This window comes from Enterobacter cloacae complex sp. P40C2 (assembly GCF_014930695.1).
GTDB lineage: Bacteria > Pseudomonadota > Gammaproteobacteria > Enterobacterales > Enterobacteriaceae > Enterobacter > Enterobacter pasteurii.
Genome location: NZ_JADBRP010000010.1, coordinates 98,105 through 117,924 on the forward strand (window position 1 = coordinate 98,105; position 19,820 = coordinate 117,924).

Genomic DNA, 19,820 nt, shown 5'->3' on the forward strand with positions numbered 1-19,820 from the left:
ACAATTTGTTGCCGTTGATTAATGGGCGTTTGATGTAACCTGACGCCCCGCCGCACGGTCCCAGACAATAGCCAGCACCAGCGCAACAACGGATGGCATCAGCCAGGCCAGTCCCTGCTCGGACAGCGGCAGACGCTGTGTCCATGCTGGCAGGATGTCGGCGAACGCTGATGCTTTGATCCCGTCAAGGATACCAAAAATCAGGCTGATAAACATGGTTGGCGCAATAATTCGCGTGGAGTTATGCCACCACGGACGGGTGAAGCTCAGCACCACCAGCACGATGCAAGGCGGATAGATTGCCGTCAGTACCGGAATAGACACCTGAATCAGATGGCTCAGACCGAGGTTTGACACCGCCATGGAGAAGATGCCGAGGATAAACACCAGCGAGCGGTACGAGAGCGGCAGATACTGGGCAAAGAACTCCGCACAGGCGCAGGTCAGCCCTACCGCCGTGACCAGGCACGCCAGGAAAATCAGCGCCGCCAGCAGCATGCTGCCCGCACCGCCAAAGGTGTGCTGCACGTAGGCATGCAGGATCGCCGCGCCGTTTGCACTCTGATCGACCAGCGTTGCGCTGTCTGAACCCAGGCGGAACAGCGCCAGATACAGCAGCGTCAGGCCAACACCGGCCATCAGGCCAGCCCAGATGGTGTAGCGGGTCAGCAGACGCGCTTCGGTTACGCCGCGGGAACGCGCGGCGTTAACGATAACAATGCCAAACACCATAGCGCCCAGCGTATCCATCGTCAGATAGCCGTTAACAAAACCGTTCGAGAACGCCGCGTTCTCGTACGCGTCCATCGCAGAGCTGATAGGACCCGCAGGCCAGACGATGGCCGCAACCGCCAGCACGATCAGCGCAACAATCTTCAGCGGCGCCAGGAAGTTACCTACGGTATCCAGCAGTTTGCCCGGATAGAGCGACACCAGAATAACGATCGCGAAGTAGATCAGGCTGTAGATAAACAGCGGCATCGCACCGTCACCGGTCAGCGGGGCGATACCCACCTCAAAGGAAACCGTCGCCGTGCGCGGGGTCGCAAACAGCGGGCCAACGGCCAGATAGCACACGGTCGCCAGCAGAACGCCAGCTACCTTGCCAATCGGCGTGCTGAGGCTGTCCACGCCGCCGCCGACTTTCGCCAGCGCGATGACGGTCAATACCGGCAGACCCACCGCAGTAAGCAGAAAACCAAACGCGGCCGTCCAGACGTGTTCACCCGCCTGTAAGCCAACCATTGGAGGGAAAATGATGTTGCCTGCGCCAACGAACAGCGCAAATGTCATAAAGCCCAGCGCGATAATGTCACGCGATTTCAAGTGATGGGTCATAAAACCTTACTGCCTGTGGATGTGGTGTTGAAAACGTTGAGTTTTTCGCCATCCCTGACGGGACAATACAGCGGAAAATTTGCTCAATTTCAGCGGGAAATGCTCCCGTCCTGGCGTGGAGAAGAATAGTTTTTCGATTTACCACGCAAATACAGTCTGTCTGACAGTATATGGGGGGCAATTTAAACGCTTATAACGTTTAAAGGCAAGAAGGGATCGTAAAACCAGAACAATATGCCAGCATGAAAATACAGGCCAACATAATATGCCATGTATAAGAAAAACCCATGGCTAATCATGCGAACAAAAAAGCATCAACCGTATAATATTCACCCGCGCTTCGCTTGACTGCAAAGCAAACGGGCCAGCAGTGGCTGGCCCGTGGAAAGCATGACTGACACGCCCGCGGTCAGGCGCTCTTTTTGGCAATTAATCGTTCCGGGATAACAAAGCTAAAGCGCGTGCCCTTGCCCAGCGTGCTTTCGATATCAAGACGGCTTTCATGGTGGCCCACCGCATGCTTCACGATTGCAAGCCCCAGACCGCTGCCCCCGGTCTGCCGCGAGCGCGCCTTGTCCACCCGGTAGAACCGTTCGGTGAGGCGCGGGAGGTGCTCAGACCCTATTCCCGGCCCGTTGTCTTCGACGCTAAACTCAGCGCCCGCCGGGGTATGCAGCCAGCGCACCACGATGTGCGTCCCTTCCGGGGTATGGTTTACGGCGTTGTACACCAGGTTCGAGATGGCGCTGCGCAGTTCATCTTCGCTGCCGAGCACCTTCAGGTCGTTATCAACCTCAAACGCCAGCGTGTGTTTTTTATGGCTCAAGGTTTGCGCCTCGCGCTCCACTACGCGCAGCATCATCGGCACGTCGATGACCTCGTTGAGCGCCAGCGACGGCGCGGCCTCAATCTTCGAGAGCGTCAGCAGCTGTTTGACCAGCCCTTCCATGCGGTACGTCTGCTCGCGCATGGTGTGCAGCGCTTTCTCACGCGGCGCACCTTCAAGCGTTTGCTCCTGCATCATCTCCAGATAGCCCTGTAACACCGTCAGCGGCGTGCGCAGCTCGTGGCTGACGTTTGCAAAGAAGTTGCGACGCGCCCCTTCCAGCTGGTGCATCTGGGTTACATCTCGCGCCACCATCAGCCACTGCCGATCGCTGTAGGGCATCACGCGAATTTCAAGATGGCGGCCGTTATTGAGCTTCAGATTGTGCGGACGACTAAAATCACGCGCTTTCAGATACAGCGTGAACTCGGGATAGCGCAGAAGGTTGAGGATGTTCTGGCCGTTATCATCCGGCCAGCGCAGGCCAAGCAGCTGCTGTGCGAGGCCATTACACCAGAAGATCGTCCCTTCTTCCGTCGTCAGGATCACCGCGTCCGGCAGCGACTCCGCGCCGCTGCGAAAGCGTTTGATCAGGCTTCCCAGCTCCCGTCGGCGCTTTTTATTACGCATCTGCATCTGGTGCAGGCCGTAGAGCAGCGGCTCCCAGCTTCCGCTTCCCGGCGGCGGCGTCATACTTCTGTCGACCCACAGCCACCAGGAGAGGCGCAGTAAATTCCAGAAATGCCAGACGAGCAGTCCCGTCACGGCCACCAGTAAAAACCACGGCAGATAGCCAAAAATAGCCCCCAGAATGAAGGCCGGAATACAGCATAAGATCAGTTCAAAGACGAGCCTTTTCCATGACAGACGTTCCAGCACGCGTCACACTCCTGTCATTGTTCAGAAACGGGTCGAGAAACGATAACCCGTGCCGCGGACCGTCTGCACCATGCGATCGTGGCCGCTCAGCTCCAGTGCTTTGCGCAGGCGGCGAATATGGACGTCAACCGTTCGGTCTTCGACATAGACGTTAGTTCCCCAGACGTTATTCAGCAACTGTTCGCGGCTGTAAACGCGTTCCGGGTGTGTCATAAAGAAGTGCAGGAGTTTAAATTCGGTTGGCCCCATATCGAGGGGATTTTCGCCGGTCATCACGCGGTGCGAGGTAGGATCCAGGCTTAGCCCCTGCATCTCAATCACCTCTTCCACCGCCATCGGTGAAATACGGCGCATCACGGCCTTAATGCGAGCGACCAGCTCCTTCGGGGAAAACGGTTTGGTAATGTAATCGTCCGCACCGGTTTCCAGACCGCGCACGCGATCCTCTTCTTCACCGCGCGCCGTCAGCATAACCACCGGGATATCGCGGGTCAGCGCTTCGCGTTTGATATGCTTGATAAACTGCAACCCGGAACCGCCAGGCAACATCCAGTCCAGCAGGATGAGATCGGGCCAGGGTTCATTCAGCTGGTTCACCGCGCTGTCATAATCTTCCGCTTCAACCGGCTGGAAGCCATTTTGTTCAAGCACGAAGCACACCATTTCACGGATCGGAGCTTCATCTTCTACGACCAGAATACGTCTCGCCATACTTTGCCCTGTCTTATCGTATTTAAGTTACAAGTCTGTAATGCGGCGTCATTATGCGTCAGATTTATGACAGATTTATGAAAAACATTACCATGGTAAATAGCAAACTGTTGTTTTATTACAGCGGTTATTTTCCGTTCCCTGAAAGTTTATAATCCTGCTTTCTTATTTTTGCCACGGATCACTTATGCGCATACTTCACACCTCAGACTGGCACCTGGGTCAAAATTTTTACAGCAAAAGCCGCGCCGCTGAACATGAAGCGTTCCTGAACTGGCTGCTGGAGACGGCCCGGAGCCATGAGGTGGACGCGATTATTGTGGCGGGCGACATCTTTGATACCGGGTCGCCGCCGAGCTATGCGCGCGAGCTGTACAACCGTTTCGTGGTTAACCTCCAGCAAACCGGCTGCCACCTTGTGATCGTCGCCGGTAACCATGACTCCGTGGCGACGCTGAATGAATCCCGCGATATTCTGGCGTTTCTCAATACCACCGTGGTAGCCAGCGCCGGGCATGCGCCGCAGATCCTGAAAAAACGCGACGGCACGCCGGGCGCGGTGCTGTGTCCGATCCCCTTTTTACGCCCGCGCGATATCGTGCAGAGCCAGGCTGGTCTTTCCGGCAGCGAAAAGCAGCAGCACCTATTGCAGGCCATCACCGACTATTACCATCGCCAGCACGCGGAGGCCTGCGCCCTGCGCGGTGAACAGGCCATTCCGGTCATCGCCACCGGGCACCTCACGACCGTCGGTGCCAGCAAAAGTGACGCGGTGCGTGAGATCTACATCGGTACGCTGGACGCGTTCCCGGCCCAGAACTTCCCGCCCGCCGACTATATAGCCCTCGGGCATATTCACCGGGCGCAGGTCATCGGCGGCTGCGAGCACATTCGCTACTGCGGGTCGCCCATTTCGCTCAGCTTCGACGAAACGGGCAAAGCAAAATGCGTGCATCTGGTGAGCTTTACCGAGGGCAAACTCAGCGCCGTGGAGAGCCTTGAGGTTCCCGTCACCCAGCCGCTGGCGGTGCTGAAGGGCGATCTTGCCGCCATTACCGCTCAGCTTGAGCAGTTTCGCGGCGCCGAACATAACCCGCCCGTCTGGCTCGATATCGAGATTACCACCGACGAGTATCTGCACGATATGCAGCGCAAAATCCAGGCGCTGACGGAAGCGCTGCCCGTAGAAGTGTTGCTGGTGCGCCGAAGCCGCGAGCAGCGCGAGAAAACGCTGCTAAGCGCCCGGCGCGAAACGCTTAGCGAACTTCGGGTTGAGGAGGTCTTCGAGCGGCGGCTGGCGCATGAAGAGATGGACGACGCCAGGCGCACCAGGCTTAACGAGCTGTTTGCGCAGACTCTGCACACCCTTCATGACGAGGAAGAAAACGCATGAAAATTCTGAGCCTGCGTCTGAAAAACCTGAACTCGCTGAAGGGCGAGTGGAAAATTGACTTTACCGCTGAGCCGTTTGCCAGCAACGGGCTGTTTGCCATTACCGGTGCCACGGGCGCGGGGAAAACCACGCTGCTGGACGCCATCTGCCTGGCGCTTTACCACGAAACGCCGCGTCTGAATAAGGTCTCCCAGGCGCAAAACGACCTGATGACGCGCGATACCGCCGAATGCCTGGCGGAGGTGGAGTTTGAGGTTAAAGGCGTCGCCTACCGCGCTTTCTGGAGCCAGAACCGCGCCCGCAACCAGCCGGACGGAAACCTGCAGGCACCGCGCGTTGAGCTGGCCCGCTGCGAAGACGGCAAAATCCTGGCGGATAAAGTCACGGATAAGCTGGAACAAACCGCCGCACTGACCGGGCTGGACTACGGCCGCTTTACCCGCTCAATGCTGCTCTCTCAGGGACAGTTTGCCGCCTTCCTGAACGCTAAGCCGGGGGATCGCGCCGAGCTGCTGGAAGAGCTGACCGGCACGGAAATTTACGGCCAGATTTCCGCCACGGTCTTTGAAAGACACAAGGCGGCACGCGGCGCGCTGGAGAGGTGCGAAGCCCAGGCCGCTGGCGTGGTGCTTCTGAGCGAAGAACAGCAGCAGCAGTTGCAGCAAAGTTTGCAGGCGCTTACTGACGAAGAGAAAACCCTGCTGGCTCAACAGCAGAGCCAACAGAAAGATTTTCAGTGGCTGACGCGCAACGACGAGCTGGTTCGTGAACAGCAGCGCGCGACCGCTTCGCAGCAGCAGACGCAAAGGGCTTTGGCCGATGCCGCGCCTGAACTGGCGAAGCTCCAGCTGGCTCAGCCCGCCGCCCAGCTGCGGCCGCTGTGGGAGCGCCAGCAGGAGCAGACCACCCGCCTGGCGCAAACGACGCAGCGGATTGTCGAAGTAAATACTCGCTTACTCGACAGAGCTGCGCTGCGCTCGCGTATCCGCAACGGCGCGCTGGGTATACGCGAACGCCTGCAGGCAGAGCACGCGTCGCTGGCGCAGTGGCTGACCGAACACGATCGCTTTCGTCTGTGGGGCCAGGAGATGGCCGGCTGGCGGGCGAATTTTACGCAGCTGAGCCGCGATAAAAATCAGCTCGCGTCCCAGTCGGCGCGCATTGCAGACCTCCGCCAGAAGCTGGCTGCCATGCCGGAAAGCGCGCTTACGCTGACGGCTGAGGCGCTCGCGACGGCCATGGAGCAACAGGCGCAATCCCGGGCGCTCCGTCAGCGCCTGACCGCGCTTCACGCTCGCTACCAGCCGCTGCAAAAGCGGCTGCGCCAGAATGGGGAAAGCGTGCAAAAGGCGCTGGCTGAGCAGGGTAAACTCAACGAAACGCTGACCCTGCGCCGCCAGCAGTATAAAGAGAAAAACCAGCACTTCGCCGACCTTAAAACGCTCTGCGAGCGTGAAGCGACAATCAAAGATCTTGAGCACTATCGGGAACGGCTGGAAGCGGGTAAGCCTTGTCCACTCTGCGGTTCAAGCGAACATCCGGCCGTGGTGGAGTATCAGGCGCTTGAGCTGACCGACAATCAGCGCCGCCGTGACGCGCTGGAAAAAGAGGTTGCCGCGCTTAAGGACGAAGGATTGCTGGTGCTTGGGCAGGTGAATGCGCTGGCCCAACAGATCCAGCGAGAAACAGAGGAAGCCACGACGCTCTCTCAGGAAGAGCAAGCGCTCACTAAAGAGTGGTTTGAGGTTTGCACTTCCCTGAACGTAGCGCTGAATATACAGGATGATATCGCCCCCTGGATGAGCGAGCAGGAGCAGTACGAGCGCCAGCTTTATCAGCTCAGCCAGCGCCTGACGCTGCAAAACCAGCTCAATGAACAGGAAGGTCAGGCGCGCCAGTACCAGCAGCAGCTGGCGGCGACGCGTGAGGCGCTGGCGTCCTCGCTACGGCCGCTGTCGCTCAGCATGCCCGATGAAGGTGAGGAAAGCGCCTGGCTCAGCGCGCGCGAAGCCGAATATACCCGGTGGCAGGAAAAGCAGACCCAGCACGGCGCGATTCAGGAACGTATTAACGCCCTGACGCCGCTGCTGGATACGCTGCCGGTCTCCGAGGGCGCGGAAGCCGAGGCGGCCATTCCTGAGAACTGGCGCGGGATCCACGACGAATGCCTGTCGCTGCAAAGCCAGCTCGCCACCTTACAGCAGCAGGAGACGCTCGAGCGCGAGCGGCTACAGCATTCGCAGGAACAGTTCAGCGCCGCGCTGGCCGCGAGCTGCTTCGCCGATCGGGAGGCGTTTCTCTCCGCCCTGCTGGATGAGGCGACGATCCGCCGGCTTGAGCAGCAAAAGCAGACGCTGGAAAATCAGCTCCAGCAGGCTACGGCGCTTTCCGGGCAGGCAGGTCAGCAGCTTCAGGCGCATCAGGCGCTGCGCCCGGAAGGGCTGGACACGGATGCCGCAAGCCTTCAGACGCAGCTACAGCAGCTGGGGCAGCAGCTTCGGGACAATACCACCCATCAGGGGGAGCTCCGCCAGCAGCTCAAGCAGGACGCAGATAACCGTCTGCACCAGCAGGCGCTCATGCAGCAGATTGAAGAGGCGGCGCGTCTGGCCGACGACTGGGGCTACCTTAACTCGCTGATAGGCTCCAGCACCGGCGACAAATTCCGTAAGTTCGCCCAGGGGCTGACGCTGGATAACCTGGTGTGGCTTGCCAACCAGCAGCTCAACCGCCTGCATGGCCGCTATCTGCTGCAGCGTAAAGCGAGCGACGCGCTGGAGCTGGAGGTGGTCGATACCTGGCAGGCGGACGCGGTACGCGATACCCGTACCCTGTCCGGCGGCGAGAGTTTCCTCGTCAGCCTGGCGCTGGCCCTGGCGCTTTCCGATCTGGTCAGCCACAAAACGCGGATTGATTCGCTGTTTCTGGACGAAGGGTTCGGCACGCTTGATAGCGAAACGCTGGACACCGCGCTGGACGCGCTCGACGCGCTGAACGCCACCGGGAAAACCATCGGCGTGATTAGCCACGTTGAGGCGATGAAAGAGCGCATTCCGGTACAGATTAAGGTGAAGAAGATCAACGGACTGGGGTATAGCAGGCTGGATCGAGAGTTTGCGGTGCGGTAAATGGTGGGGTCGGTGCGGTCTGGTGCCCTCACCCTGGCCCTCTCCCACGGGGAGAGGGAACAAACACTAAAAACCGTAGCGTTCGTTGCCGTTTTGCCTTCGCCTTGCCTCACCCTGGCCCTCTCCCACGGGGAGAGGGAACAAACGCTAAAAACCGTAGCGTGCGTTTTTTATTCCGGCCATAGCCATGCCGCACCGCGCACGCCGCTGGAATCCCCGTGAACGGCTTTGCGGATCGGGGTTTCACACTCGCCGCCAAATACCCACTGCTTCACCAGCGTCGGCACCGTCGCGTACAGCCGGTCGACGTTGCTCATGCCGCCACCCAGCACAATAACGTCGGGATCGAGGATATTGATCACGTGCGCCAGCGATTTTGCCAGCCGCATTTCGTAGCGGCTGAGCGCCAGTTCGGCCACCGGATCCTGCTCCTCAACCAGGCGCATAATCTCGTTCCCCTTCAGCGGTTGCCCGCTCAGGCGGTGGTAGTCCGTCGCAAAACCGGTGCCGGAGATAAACGTCTCGATACAGCCCTGCTTGCCGCAGTAGCACGGCACGTCGACGCGGTACTTAAGCTCATCTTCATCCATCCACGGCAGCGGGTTATGCCCCCACTCGCCCGCGGTGCCGTTGCCGCCAATATGCGAACGTCCACCGAAGGCCAACCCGGCACCGCAGCCGGTACCGATAATCACCGCAAACACGGTCTGCGCGCCTGCCGCTGCGCCATCGACGGCCTCAGACACCGCCAGGCAGTTAGCGTCATTCGCCAGACGCACCTCCCGGTTCAGGCGCTGGCTTAAGTCTTTATCGAACGGCTGGCCGTTAAGCCAGGTGGAGTTAGCATTTTTCACCACGCCGGTATACGGCGAAATAGAGCCGGGGATACCTATTCCCACCGTCCCCGTCTCGCCCGTGGCCTCCTCGGCCATATCGATCAGCCTGGCAATCGTCTCGATGGTCTGGTGATAGTCATCACGCGGCGTAGGCAGACGGTGGCGAAACAGCTGCTGCCCCTGCTCGCTCAGCGCAATAACTTCCGTTTTGGTGCCGCCCAAATCAATCCCAATACGCACAAGACACTCCTCATTATTTTGATTATCAACAGAGTAGAAGCCTGCTTCCCGATTAGCAATGCAAGCGATGCGACAATTCGCTATCATGCCCGCTGATTTAACGACAAGGCCGTGGAAATTATCATGCTGTGGTTCAAAAATTTGATGGTTTACCGTCTCAGCCGCGACATTTCGCTGCGTGCAGAAGAGATGGAAAAACAGTTAGCCGCTTACTCCTTTACCCCTTGCGGTAGCCAGGACATGGCGAAAACCGGCTGGGTTCCGCCAATGGGTTCTCAAAGCGATGCGCTGACCCACGCCAACAGCACGGGGCAAATCATCGTTTGCGCCCGTAAAGAAGAGAAGATCCTGCCAACGCCGGTGGTTAAACAGGCGCTCGAAGCGAAGATCTTCAAGCTGGAAGCAGAACAGGGCCGTAAGCTTAAAAAAACCGAAAAAGATTCGCTGAAGGATGAAGTGCTGCACTCGCTGCTGCCTCGCGCCTTTAGCCGCTTTAGCCAGACCATGATGTGGATCGACACCGTTAACGGGCTGATCATGGTGGACTGCGCCAGCGCCAAAAAAGCGGAAGATACGCTGGCGCTGCTGCGTAAGAGCCTCGGCTCGTTGCCGGTCGTTCCCCTGGCGCTGGAAACGCCGATTGAGCTGACCCTGACGGAGTGGGTGCGCAGCGGCACCGCCGCTCAGGGCTTCCAGATCCTCGATGAGGCAGAGCTGAAAGCGCTGCTGGAAGATGGCGGCGTGATCCGCGCGAAAAAACAGGATCTGGTGAGCGACGAAATAGCCGTGCACATTGAAGCGGGCAAAGTCGTAACCAAGCTGGCGCTCGACTGGCAGCAGCGTATTCAGTTTGTCATGTGTGATGACGGCTCCGTGAAGCGTCTTAAATTCTGCGATGAACTGCGCGATCAGAACGAAGATATCGACCGCGAAGATTACGCGCAGCGCTTTGATGCGGACTTTATCCTGATGACCGGAGAGCTGGCGGCGTTGATCCAGAATCTGGTGGAAGGCCTCGGCGGCGAAGCGCAGAGGTAATGTCCTTCCCCCTCGCCAGTCAGGGCTGAGGGGGAAGAAAGAAGATTATTTCAGATAGCGGCACAGGTAAGAGGTTGGCTCTGCCACCTGTAAATGGAACTCGCTGTGGCCCGGCACGTTGAATACCTGCCCGGCGCTATATACTTTCCACTCTGTTTCACCCGGCAGCAGGACGTTCAGCGCGCCGCTGACCACCGTCATCTCTTCCGCTTCTGCGGTGCCAAAGGTGTATTCTCCTTCCGCCATCACGCCAACACTGGCGCGGCCAGTGCTGCTGCTGGTAAAACCGATGGATTTCACTTTACCGGAAAAGTATTCGTTACTCTGAAGCATGAACTGGCCCTTATATTTATAGAGAAAAATCCACTATAGGGGCCATGCTCATGACCTGTCACGCAAAATCATTACACCAGTAATTCTGACGCCAGACGCGCCATCAGCACGTTAGAGAGCAGCACCGGAACGTCCAGCGCTTTTTGCAGTAAATCACGATGCCGCTGGTGGAAGCCCAGGCAGTCCAGCATCAGCACGTCCGCCCCTCTGTCGATCAGCTCTTGCCCCGCGGCAATCAGCTTCGCTTCGCTGTCCCAGAACGGATTTGCCAGCGCATACAGCGGCGGGTGCTCCAGCGCGGACCACTTCACCGCCTGGTTATCCAGCAGCTCCTCAACGGGAACAATGACCCCAACCTGATGACCGTCGACAATGGAGGCCACCAGCGGTGGAATGATCCGCATCGGCTCCAGCAGAATCGCATTACGCGCGCTGAGTCCCTTAACCGGGGCCGTGCTCATCAGCAAAATAACGTCATAATCCTGATTATCGAGCACTTCGATCACGCCCTGAAGCGCGCGCTCAATTTTCTGACGCGACACGTGCGCCAGTTTACCGTCGCTTAATAACGTCGCCAGGGGATCGTCCCCCGCCTCGACAGCGTAGTCTTCCATGACCTCTTCCCGACTCAACTTCCCTAACAGGCTAAGATGCGTAATCTGTTGTTCAGAGATATGCTCCGTTAAGAGCGGTAATACTTCGCTTACAGGGACCACACCAATCGTGAGGATCGCCAACGTCGCCTTCATTTTGATCGCCTTTCGTTACTGCCATAACTACAACACAGGTACAGGCTCACTACGCTGCACGGTTCGTTTTTTGAACAAAACAGCACCAAGCGTAGCAGCGGATCTCTACACCGTAATGTAAAGATCGGCTGGCCTTAACGAATCTACCTGTAATAACTAAATATTAACTGCTACTTAACATTAGCGATAAGTTAAAAATGTGATTCAGGCACGGTTGTAGCGAATTCGGAACCCTGTCAGGTCTTATCAGGATCTTCGTACCGCCGTTTCGCATCCAGCGCTTCCTGTTCGGTATCATGTTCGCTGATGAGCGAATCGGGTTTTGGGTGATCGGCACGCAGCTGATACCAGGTTACAGTCCGATCGCCATTACCTTTTTCAACGGTAACAATGCGGGCTTCACGTGGATAGGGAGGTCTGGTTGGCATAGCTCATCCTTTTTTTATGTCTGAGCTATGAGTATAGACGGCTGTTAGCTGGCGCAAGCCAAACGCAGGGCGGTAATAATCTGAATCGCAACTTTCTCGGGTGACGCAGACGCATCCACCACGTGGTGCGCGGCCTCGCGGTATAGCGCATCGCGTTCGGCAAGCACCTCGCTGACCTCTTCGCTCAGCGGTTTCGCGGTTAGTGCCGGACGCTGCCCCTCTTCCGGAAACGCTTCCAGCCGCCCCACCAGCGTAGAGACCGGCGCGCAGAGATAGATGACCTCCCCATTTTCACGCATAAACTGGCGGTTGTACGGCGCCAGAATAATGCCTCCGCCGGTCGCAATCACGGTAGATGGCGCGGTGACGGCCTCAAGCGTTGCCGTTTCACGCGCACGAAAGCTCTCCCAGCCCTCTTTTTCCACGATATCGGCGATGGTGCGACCAGCCTTCTCCTGCAGCCAGTGGTCAGTATCGACAAACTGACTCTGGCACAGACGCGCCAGCTCCAGACCAACGGTGGTTTTCCCACAGCCGCGAGGGCCAACTAAAAAGATGGGTGGGTTCATAACCAGGTGTTCCCCTTGATGCCGGATAACTGAAGGCTGTAAAGAAATGATTGCAGAAGATGTTGCGCTAACTTTACTGCAAAGCGGTACGGAATGACAAGCCTGTGGAGGCCACACTGTACCATAAAACAGCCCGGCTGAGGATTACGCCGGGCGGCGCTTCACTTCCAGCAGCCATTTATCCAGCTCGGCGGCAAACTGCTGGCGGTCGCGCTGAGACAGGCTGTCCGGCCCGCCGGTCTGGACGCCACTGGAACGCAGGGTATCCATAAAATCTCGCATGGTGAGCTTTTCCCGAATCGTTGCCGGAGAGTAGCGCTCGCCGCGCGGGTTAAGCGCCGCGGCCCCCTTCGCCAGCACGTCGGCAGCCAGCGGGATATCCGCCGTGATCACCAAATCTCCGGCGCTGCACAGGCGCACAATCTCGTTATCCGCCACGTCGAACCCGGCCGGCACGCGCAGAGAACGAATGAACCTGGAGGGCGGCACGCGGATATTCTGGTTCGCCACCAGCGTCATCGGTATCTGCACCCGCTCGGCGGCGCGGAATAAAATCTCTTTAATCACATTCGGACACGCGTCCGCATCAACCCAGATAGCCATAGTCTCTCCCCATTATGTTGCTGGCGACTATTGTCGCCTGCATTTCGTTGTTAAGCTATCAGTCAGAGATAACAACGCATAATAACGGAGAGACGTGATGGATAAGAAAATCGGGTTTATCGGCTGCGGGAACATGGGCAAAGCAATCCTCGGCGGGCTGATCGCCAGCGGTCAGGTTTTGCCGGGGCAGATTTGGGTTTATACCCCATCACCGGATAAGGTCGCGGCGCTGCGCGATGAGTACGGCGTTAACGCTGCTGAAAGCGCGCAGGAAGTGGCCCAGGTTGCGGATATTGTCTTTGGCGCCGTTAAGCCAAACATCATGATAAAAGTCCTGAGCGAAATTACCTCCAGCCTGAATAAAGAGACCCTGGTGGTGTCGATTGCCGCAGGCGTCACCCTCGACCAGCTCGCCCGTGCGCTGGGCCACGATCGGAAGATCGTCCGCGCCATGCCGAACACGCCGTCGCTGGTGAATGCCGGCATGACCTCCGTCACCCCGAACGCGCTGGTCACTTCTGAAGACGTGGCGGATGTACTGAACATTTTCCGCTGCTTCGGCGAAGCGGAAGTGATTGCCGAACCGATGATCCACCCGGTTGTCGGCGTAAGCGGCTCTGCACCAGCCTACGTGTTTATGTTTATCGAAGCCATGGCCGATGCTGCCGTGCTCGGCGGTATGCCGCGCGCGCAGGCCTATAAATTTGCCGCGCAGGCGGTGATGGGCTCGGCCAAAATGGTGCTGGAGACGGGCAAACATCCGGGCGAACTGAAGGATATGGTGTGCTCACCGGGCGGCACAACTATTGAAGCCGTGCGCGTGCTGGAAGATCGCGGGTTCCGCTCCGCCGTGATCGAGGCGATGCAAAAATGCATGGAAAAATCAGAGAAGCTGAGCAAGTCCTGACGAGCAGCGCCGGGCGTCAGGCGGCCACTTCGGTGCGGCCACGTCCGGCATTCTTGGCTTTATAGAGGGCCACGTCCGCCGCCTTCAGCCATTCACGATAGTGCGTGAACTGCGCGCCCCACGGGGCAACCCCAACGCTGATGCACAGCCTCGCCGCTGGCGCACCGTGCAGCGGCATGTTAACCAGCCGCTCGTGCACGCGCGACATGGCAGCAATCGCGCTGTCGGCAGGCGTGCCGGACATGATCACCGCAAATTCATCTCCCCCGAAGCGGCCAATAAAATCACCGGCGCGCAGCGCCAGCTGAAGCTGCCGCGTGATCGCCACTATCGCTTCATCCCCCACGTCATGACCCCAGGTGTCGTTGATATTTTTAAAGTGATCGATATCGATGAGCAGTATCGTCGCCTGTCGATGGCCGCGACGGCAGGCCTCAAACTCGTTACGCAACAGCGTTTCCCAGTGGCGGCGATTGAACACGCCGGTCATACCGTCGCGGGTACTCATCAGCTCAAGCCGGCGCTTATGCTCTGCAAGCCGGATCGCCGTGCGGTGGCTGAGCCAGGCAAACAGCACGGGGTAGACCACCAGCACGGGCAGCGTCAGCCACAGCACCAGCGGCTCAGCGCTTAATCTCACCGGAATGGCCGCTACGTGCACGGTAAGCAGTGCAGACAGGGCAAGCAGCACGAGTCCCGTCAAAAATAACCGGCAGCCGCCCGATCCCATCATGTTCATCCCGATCGTCACGATCAGCGCCGCCGCCGGCAGCGCGTTGAGCCCTGTCAGCCCAACCCACACGCCGGCAATAATGGCGTCGATTTTCAGATTAACGATCTCGCTGCTGAAAGGATCCGCCGCACGAAAGGCAAGCTGCCAGGCGAGGTGTGGCCAGACGAAGGCCCAGCCAAGCAGAAATAACCACCAGCCGCCGGAGAAAAACTGGCTGACCAGAACGCTGGCAAGCGGGAAAAACAGGGCTCCCAGGCCAGCGATGCGGGCCAGCCGTATACGCCGGGCAAACTGCAGGCCGGAACGGCAGGCGTCATCCTGAGAAAGCTGCTGGTGCCACGCTTCCCGAATGCTCTGGTCATGGTTATAAATTTCATCATTCATCATTTTTGGGAATATTCTGAAACATTTTCCCAAATTATAGAGAGGGGCATGTCGGGGAAAGTATGAAATTTCGGGTGAGCCAGCGCCGCGGCTCACCCGTTAGCACTACGCCTGTTTCTTAAGACACGCGCTCATAAACTTGCTGCGATCGTCCCCTTTCAGCATCTGCTGCGTTGCCTGGGCGTTACATTCGCGCATTTTTTGCTGCTGCGGAGTCAGGCTTTTTTCGCCCGGTTTAGTCGCGCCGTTTTTAAGACAGTCGCTCATATAGGTTTTGCGGGCGTCACCTTTCAGGCTTTGCGACGTTGCCTGTTGATTACAGGTTGTCATGCGCTGCTGCTGCGGGGTCAGGGTTTTCTCTTCCGCGTGCGCTGAGGCGATCAGACACAGGCCGGATAACAGGGTAACCAGTAATGTTGTTTTCATTGCACCATCCTTTATGTGAAGTTCCACGTTAAGTCTGGTTCGTTGCGGGAAAAAAACCACCCTGCAACCATGTTTTTCGTCGGGTTTCTCGGTTATTTCAGCCCGCACGCGGCGTGGTTATCATTACCGGGACTCGCCAGAAGAGAGATATTTAACAGAGGACATAACGCGGTGTAAAAGCGCGCTCTGCTTCAGTTAATATTACTACCTGAAATAAAAACAGAGCGACTACAGGCATCCTGCATGACAATTCTATGACATGCCCTATTCGCTTTCAGCAGGCTAGGTGCGAGGATGCCTTAATAGCTTTTTTACGTATTGCTGAAGCAGCTCCGCATCTTCAGTGGGCACCTGTGAATCGGGGCGAGCCTTGTCCAGCGCGCCTTCAACGTTGTCGATCAGCGCCTGTTGTTCCGGCTGCGCCATCTGTCGCAGCAGCGCCGTGACGACAATTTCAAGCGCCTCAACCTGGGCGACCAGCTCTTTCGACTCTTCTTCCTTTTGGGCAAGCTTAACCAACAACTCAGCAATGAGATTTTTCATGGCGCTATTTCCTTATGTGATTTTCCCTGAAATTAGCACTCTCCCTGAATAATGAAAAGCATGGATTAGTTTTATCTTATGCAAAAGTGACGTCGCTGCCAAAAATGATATTCAGCCCTGACAGCGAAACGTTTTTCTTTAAAAAAAGGGCCGCATTTCGTTATATAAAAATGCGGCCTTCATAAGAATTAATAATATTTTATCGCGCTTACCGGGCTGATTTTGCCGCGGCGATTTGCCTGCGACGGCGCAAGGCGAAGGCCAGCTGTATAATATTCAGAAGCACCACGACCGCCGTCGCGGCAAATACCCAGCGGAACCCCGCCATTGCCGAAACCGATGCGCCAATGAGCGGGCCGGCTACGTTGCCTAAATACATAAAGGACTGGTTATAGCCAAAAATGCGGCCCGTCACCTGGTCACCGGAATATTTCACCAGCAGCGTCTGAACCGCAGGCAGCATGGCGCCATCCGCAAAGCCGAGCAGGAAACGGAGCACCCCGAGCTGAAGCGGCGTCGTGACAAACGACATGGCAAAGAAGAGGATCACCGCAATGACAAGCGTCGCCATCAGGATACGCGCCGTCCCGATCCTGTCGCCCAGCTTCCCCAGACGCGGCGCAGACATCAGCGCCGACACGCCCGGCACGGCGGCAATCATCCCGCTCAGAAACGCGATGTTGCTGCTGTCCGGCTCCATTGACTTAATAAACAGCGCCAGGATAGGCCCCACCGAGCCGTTGCAAAGCTGGATCACCATCGTCGTAACGAAAAGGCTAATCATCAGGCCAGGATAAGGCAGCGAGGCGAATACCGCCTTGCCGCTCAGGCGTTCGGATTTGCTGACCATTGGCCGCCCGCCCTCTTTGATCAGAAAAAGCGTAACCAGGAAGCTTATCGTCAGCAGAATGGCGGTGATGATAAAGACCGCGCGCAGGCCAACGTGGTCGGCCAGGAAGCCGCCGAGCAGCGGGCCGCCGATGACCCCGCTAATCTGCGCGGTGGAAAGCGTGCTGAGCGCCCAGCCGCTTCGCTCACGCGGTACCTGCGAGGCCACCAGCGCCATCGCATTCGGGATATACCCGGAAGTCAGCCCCATGATTGCCCGCAGAATAAACAGCTGCCAGACGTTGGTCGCAAAGGCCTGAAGCAGGATGGCAATCGCCATCCCCAGCGAGGCGCGCAGCAGCATCAGCTTGCGCCCCTTGCGATCCGCCAGGCTGCCCCACATTGGCGACACGATGGCGGATACCAGAAACGTCACGCTGAACGTCAGGCCGGACCACATGGAGAGCGCTTCATGGGAAGTCACCCCGAGCTGCGACACGTACAGCGGCAGGAAGGGCAATATCTGGCTGATAGCCAGTCCGGTGAAGAAACAGCCGAACCAGACTGAGATGAGGTTAACTTTCCAGGATTCCATAACAGAAATAGTCTTCATTTTTAGGCGAATTCGCCGACAGATTAGCAAGTTACGCGTAATGAGATAGCGCCAGAGATGCGGCCCTGCAGACTTCAGTGTTTTATCTGCCCAGTCATCATATTTGTGAAACAAGTCACAAAATATCCAATTTCTGGCGGAAGATTATGCTTTAGCGGCATAACCCATACCCGCGCATCCCGAGATGGAAATGGTTGGCATGGGCGGCATTATAGTCCGGCCCCAGGCCGTTACCGTAATAGCCGCAGCTTGCCGACAGCAGCGCCTGTAGCCAGGGCCTGGTCTTTTCCGCCTTCCAGCCGTTGAGTATGGTAACGCGCTCTCCGTTTGCCAGCCGGAAGGCGCTGATATCCAGCGCGTCCGCCGTGGCGTGTTCGCTGCGCCGCGCGTCCGGACGGCTGTAGATGTTGCGGCAGGCAAAGCTGCCGAGGTGTTCGATGCGCGTGAGCTTGCTTCCCGTCCAGGACTGGGTGAGCGGCCGCGCCTGCTGGCTGACAAACAGAGCAGAACTTAACGCCAGCGGACAGCTGGCAAGAAAGCTACTGTTCAGGCTGACCGGACCAAAATCGCGCACCCGCACCACGTTACTCAGCGGGCATTCACCGGCGCTGTCAGCGACGGCCTGAGTGCGGATAAGCTGGCGCTGATTGGCCTGCGCCAGCAGGCTTTCGCACGCCTGAGGCGTTAAGCGCCGAAGCTTAAGCTGGGTTATTTTTCCGGGCGGATCGTCAAGCGTAAGCGGCGCGAAAGGGTTGTAATGCGGCGGCAGCCAGCGGTAGCCCACCGCGGCAATCCCGGCAATAACGATAAGAATAAGCAGACCTTTTCCCCTCACGCGCCCTCCTTCAGCATCCCTCAAAACATTATGGCAGAAGGCCGCGAAACCCGCCGGGCATCGTGGTATGTTATTGGCTTTTCGTCAGACTGGAAGAGAGTGAGATGGCTAAGCAGCGCGTAGGTATTGTCTTTGGGGGAAAATCGGCAGAGCACGAGGTGTCATTACAATCGGCCAAAAATATCGTTGATGCGATTGATAAAAGCCGTTTTGACGTCGTGCTGCTGGGCATTGATAAACAGGGCCAGTGGCATGTTAACGACGCCAGCCAGTATCTGCTGAATGCTGACGATCCGGCGCATATAGCCCTTAATCCTTCAGATATCAGCGTCGCGACGGTGCCAGGCGTGGTGCAGGGGCAGCTTATTGATGCCGGTAACGCCCAGGCGCTGGCACAGATTGACGTGGTATTCCCTATCGTGCACGGCACGCTGGGCGAAGACGGCTCCCTGCAGGGCATGCTGCGTATGGCCAACCTGCCGTTTGTCGGCTCCGACGTGCTGGGCTCTGCCGCCTGCATGGATAAGGACGTCACTAAACGCCTGCTGCGCGACGCCGGTCTGAATATTGCGCCCTTCGTGACGCTCACCCGCGCCAACCGCGATCGATACAGCTTCGCGAAGATTGAGGCGCAGCTCGGTCTGCCGCTGTTCGTCAAACCCGCGAATCAGGGCTCTTCCGTTGGCGTCAGCAAGGTGACCAGCGAAGCGCAGTTTACCGACGCCGTTCGTCTGGCCTTTGAGTTTGACCATAAGGTGGTGGTTGAGCAGGGAATTAAAGGCCGCGAAATTGAGTGCGCCGTGCTGGGCAACGATTTCCCACAGGCGAGCACCTGCGGTGAGGTGGTATTGAACAGCGACTTCTACTCCTACGACACCAAATATATTGACGACAAAGGTGCCCAGGTTGTGGTGCCGGCCGCGCTCGATCCTGACGTTAACGATAAGATCCGGGCGATCGCTATTCAAGCCTATCAGGCCCTTGGATGCTGCGGGATGGCGCGCGTCGACGTGTTCCTGACGCCGGATAACGAGGTGGTGATTAACGAAATTAACACCCTGCCGGGCTTTACCAACATCAGCATGTACCCGAAACTGTGGCAGGCCAGCGGGATAAGCTATCCGGAGCTGATCACACGCCTGATTGAACTGGCGCTGGAGCGTCACGCTGCCGACAGCGCCCTGAAGAGTTCCGTAAGCGGTTAATCGACTTTTTGCGTCGTTTCCGTACGATCCGCCGTCGCCTCATCGGGACGGCGGCGGATAATGAGTCCCGCCAGCCAGAAACTGATAATCCAGGTCACCAGCCCAACCGCGTAGGTTTGCCAGCCCTTAGCTTCAAATCCCAGCAGCCCGACAACACCGTTAAGAATAAAGATCAGCCCGATAGCAAAGGCGTAGTAATGCCAGTCACGGCGTAGTTTGGAAGTGAGCTTCATGACAACTCCGGCAGAAAAAAAGCTATCCTCTCACATTTTAAT

At 57.7% G+C, this 19,820-nt stretch carries 20 protein-coding genes; 5 read left to right on the forward strand and 15 right to left on the reverse strand.

The window, feature by feature from the left end; translation table 11 throughout:
• Positions 1 to 18: 18 nt before the first annotated feature.
• From brnQ to phoB, 3 genes are all read right to left on the reverse strand, one after another.
• Entirely contained in the window at positions 19 to 1,338 is a 1,320-nt protein-coding gene (gene brnQ / locus IM304_RS17095; RefSeq protein ID WP_148420253.1) for a branched-chain amino acid transporter carrier protein BrnQ, read from the reverse strand.
• A 409-nt stretch (positions 1,339 to 1,747) separates the two neighbouring features.
• On the reverse strand, positions 1,748 to 3,043 hold the full coding sequence (gene phoR, locus IM304_RS17100; RefSeq protein WP_193355684.1) for a phosphate regulon sensor histidine kinase PhoR: 1,296 nt from the start codon (positions 3,041 to 3,043) through the stop codon (positions 1,748 to 1,750).
• A 21-nt stretch (positions 3,044 to 3,064) separates the two neighbouring features.
• On the reverse strand, positions 3,065 to 3,754 hold the full coding sequence (gene phoB / locus IM304_RS17105; protein ID WP_148420251.1) for a phosphate response regulator transcription factor PhoB: 690 nt from the start codon (positions 3,752 to 3,754) through the stop codon (positions 3,065 to 3,067).
• Positions 3,755 to 3,941: 187 nt separating this feature from the next.
• Here phoB and sbcD point away from each other — a divergent pair, with 187 nt between their 5' ends.
• The gene (sbcD, locus tag IM304_RS17110; RefSeq protein WP_193355685.1) at positions 3,942 to 5,147 is read left to right on the forward strand and encodes an exonuclease subunit SbcD; all 1,206 of its coding nucleotides are present in this window, start codon (positions 3,942 to 3,944) and stop codon (positions 5,145 to 5,147) included.
• Positions 5,144 to 8,275, forward strand: coding sequence for an exonuclease subunit SbcC (gene sbcC / locus IM304_RS17115; RefSeq protein ID WP_193355686.1), 3,132 nt, complete (start codon positions 5,144 to 5,146; stop codon positions 8,273 to 8,275). Before sbcD ends, sbcC begins: the two co-directional genes overlap by 4 nt.
• A gap of 170 nt (positions 8,276 to 8,445) precedes the next feature.
• Here the strand turns inward: sbcC and mak are convergent, their stop codons facing one another.
• Complete coding sequence (mak, locus tag IM304_RS17120; protein ID WP_193355687.1) at positions 8,446 to 9,351, reverse strand: fructokinase; 906 nt, start codon at positions 9,349 to 9,351, stop codon at positions 8,446 to 8,448.
• Between the two features lie 123 nt (positions 9,352 to 9,474).
• Here mak and rdgC point away from each other — a divergent pair, with 123 nt between their 5' ends.
• A complete protein-coding gene (gene rdgC, locus IM304_RS17125) occupies positions 9,475 to 10,389 on the forward strand; it encodes a recombination-associated protein RdgC (protein ID WP_193355688.1) in 915 nt (304 codons plus the stop codon).
• A gap of 45 nt (positions 10,390 to 10,434) precedes the next feature.
• Here the strand turns inward: rdgC and ppnP are convergent, their stop codons facing one another.
• The 5 genes from ppnP to IM304_RS17150 all read right to left on the reverse strand — a co-directional run bounded on the left by ppnP (position 10,435) and on the right by IM304_RS17150 (position 13,071).
• Entirely contained in the window at positions 10,435 to 10,722 is a 288-nt protein-coding gene (gene ppnP, locus IM304_RS17130; protein ID WP_003859131.1) for a pyrimidine/purine nucleoside phosphorylase, read from the reverse strand.
• Between the two features lie 71 nt (positions 10,723 to 10,793).
• Entirely contained in the window at positions 10,794 to 11,471 is a 678-nt protein-coding gene (locus IM304_RS17135; protein ID WP_193355689.1) for an AroM family protein, read from the reverse strand.
• Between the two features lie 236 nt (positions 11,472 to 11,707).
• Positions 11,708 to 11,899: a protein YaiA gene (gene yaiA / locus IM304_RS17140; protein ID WP_148420245.1), complete on the reverse strand. Its 192-nt coding sequence runs from the start codon at positions 11,897 to 11,899 to the stop codon at positions 11,708 to 11,710.
• 44 nt (positions 11,900 to 11,943) lie between these two features.
• Positions 11,944 to 12,468 carry a shikimate kinase AroL gene (gene aroL, locus IM304_RS17145; RefSeq protein ID WP_176611071.1) on the reverse strand — a complete coding sequence of 175 codons (525 nt, stop codon included), beginning with the start codon at positions 12,466 to 12,468 and terminating at the stop codon, positions 11,944 to 11,946.
• Positions 12,469 to 12,612: 144 nt separating this feature from the next.
• Positions 12,613 to 13,071, reverse strand: coding sequence for a YaiI/YqxD family protein (locus tag IM304_RS17150; protein ID WP_193355690.1), 459 nt, complete (start codon positions 13,069 to 13,071; stop codon positions 12,613 to 12,615).
• Positions 13,072 to 13,168: 97 nt separating this feature from the next.
• Between IM304_RS17150 and proC the strand changes: the two genes are divergently transcribed.
• Positions 13,169 to 13,978 carry a pyrroline-5-carboxylate reductase gene (gene proC, locus IM304_RS17155; RefSeq protein ID WP_045334495.1) on the forward strand — a complete coding sequence of 270 codons (810 nt, stop codon included), beginning with the start codon at positions 13,169 to 13,171 and terminating at the stop codon, positions 13,976 to 13,978.
• A gap of 16 nt (positions 13,979 to 13,994) precedes the next feature.
• Here proC and adrA read toward each other — a convergent pair whose 3' ends face one another.
• From adrA to IM304_RS17180, 5 genes are all read right to left on the reverse strand, one after another.
• Entirely contained in the window at positions 13,995 to 15,098 is a 1,104-nt protein-coding gene (gene adrA / locus IM304_RS17160) for a diguanylate cyclase AdrA (RefSeq protein WP_148420242.1), read from the reverse strand.
• Between the two features lie 102 nt (positions 15,099 to 15,200).
• Positions 15,201 to 15,521 carry a phosphate starvation-inducible protein PsiF gene (gene psiF / locus IM304_RS17165; RefSeq protein ID WP_148420241.1) on the reverse strand — a complete coding sequence of 107 codons (321 nt, stop codon included), beginning with the start codon at positions 15,519 to 15,521 and terminating at the stop codon, positions 15,201 to 15,203.
• 282 nt (positions 15,522 to 15,803) lie between these two features.
• A complete protein-coding gene (iraP, locus tag IM304_RS17170; protein ID WP_193355691.1) occupies positions 15,804 to 16,064 on the reverse strand; it encodes an anti-adapter protein IraP in 261 nt (86 codons plus the stop codon).
• 208 nt (positions 16,065 to 16,272) lie between these two features.
• Complete coding sequence (locus IM304_RS17175) at positions 16,273 to 17,487, reverse strand: multidrug efflux MFS transporter (protein WP_193355692.1); 1,215 nt, start codon at positions 17,485 to 17,487, stop codon at positions 16,273 to 16,275.
• A 169-nt stretch (positions 17,488 to 17,656) separates the two neighbouring features.
• Complete coding sequence (locus IM304_RS17180) at positions 17,657 to 18,340, reverse strand: extensin family protein (protein WP_193355693.1); 684 nt, start codon at positions 18,338 to 18,340, stop codon at positions 17,657 to 17,659.
• A gap of 104 nt (positions 18,341 to 18,444) precedes the next feature.
• Here IM304_RS17180 and ddlA point away from each other — a divergent pair, with 104 nt between their 5' ends.
• Positions 18,445 to 19,545, forward strand: coding sequence for a D-alanine--D-alanine ligase (gene ddlA / locus IM304_RS17185; protein ID WP_193355694.1), 1,101 nt, complete (start codon positions 18,445 to 18,447; stop codon positions 19,543 to 19,545).
• On the opposite strand, the gene IM304_RS17190 is transcribed toward ddlA, so the two are convergent.
• Positions 19,542 to 19,778 (reverse strand): DUF2754 domain-containing protein, encoded by a 237-nt coding sequence (locus IM304_RS17190; protein ID WP_148420236.1) that lies wholly within the window; start codon positions 19,776 to 19,778, stop codon positions 19,542 to 19,544. The genes ddlA and IM304_RS17190 overlap by 4 nt on opposite strands.
• Positions 19,779 to 19,820 lie beyond the last annotated feature (42 nt).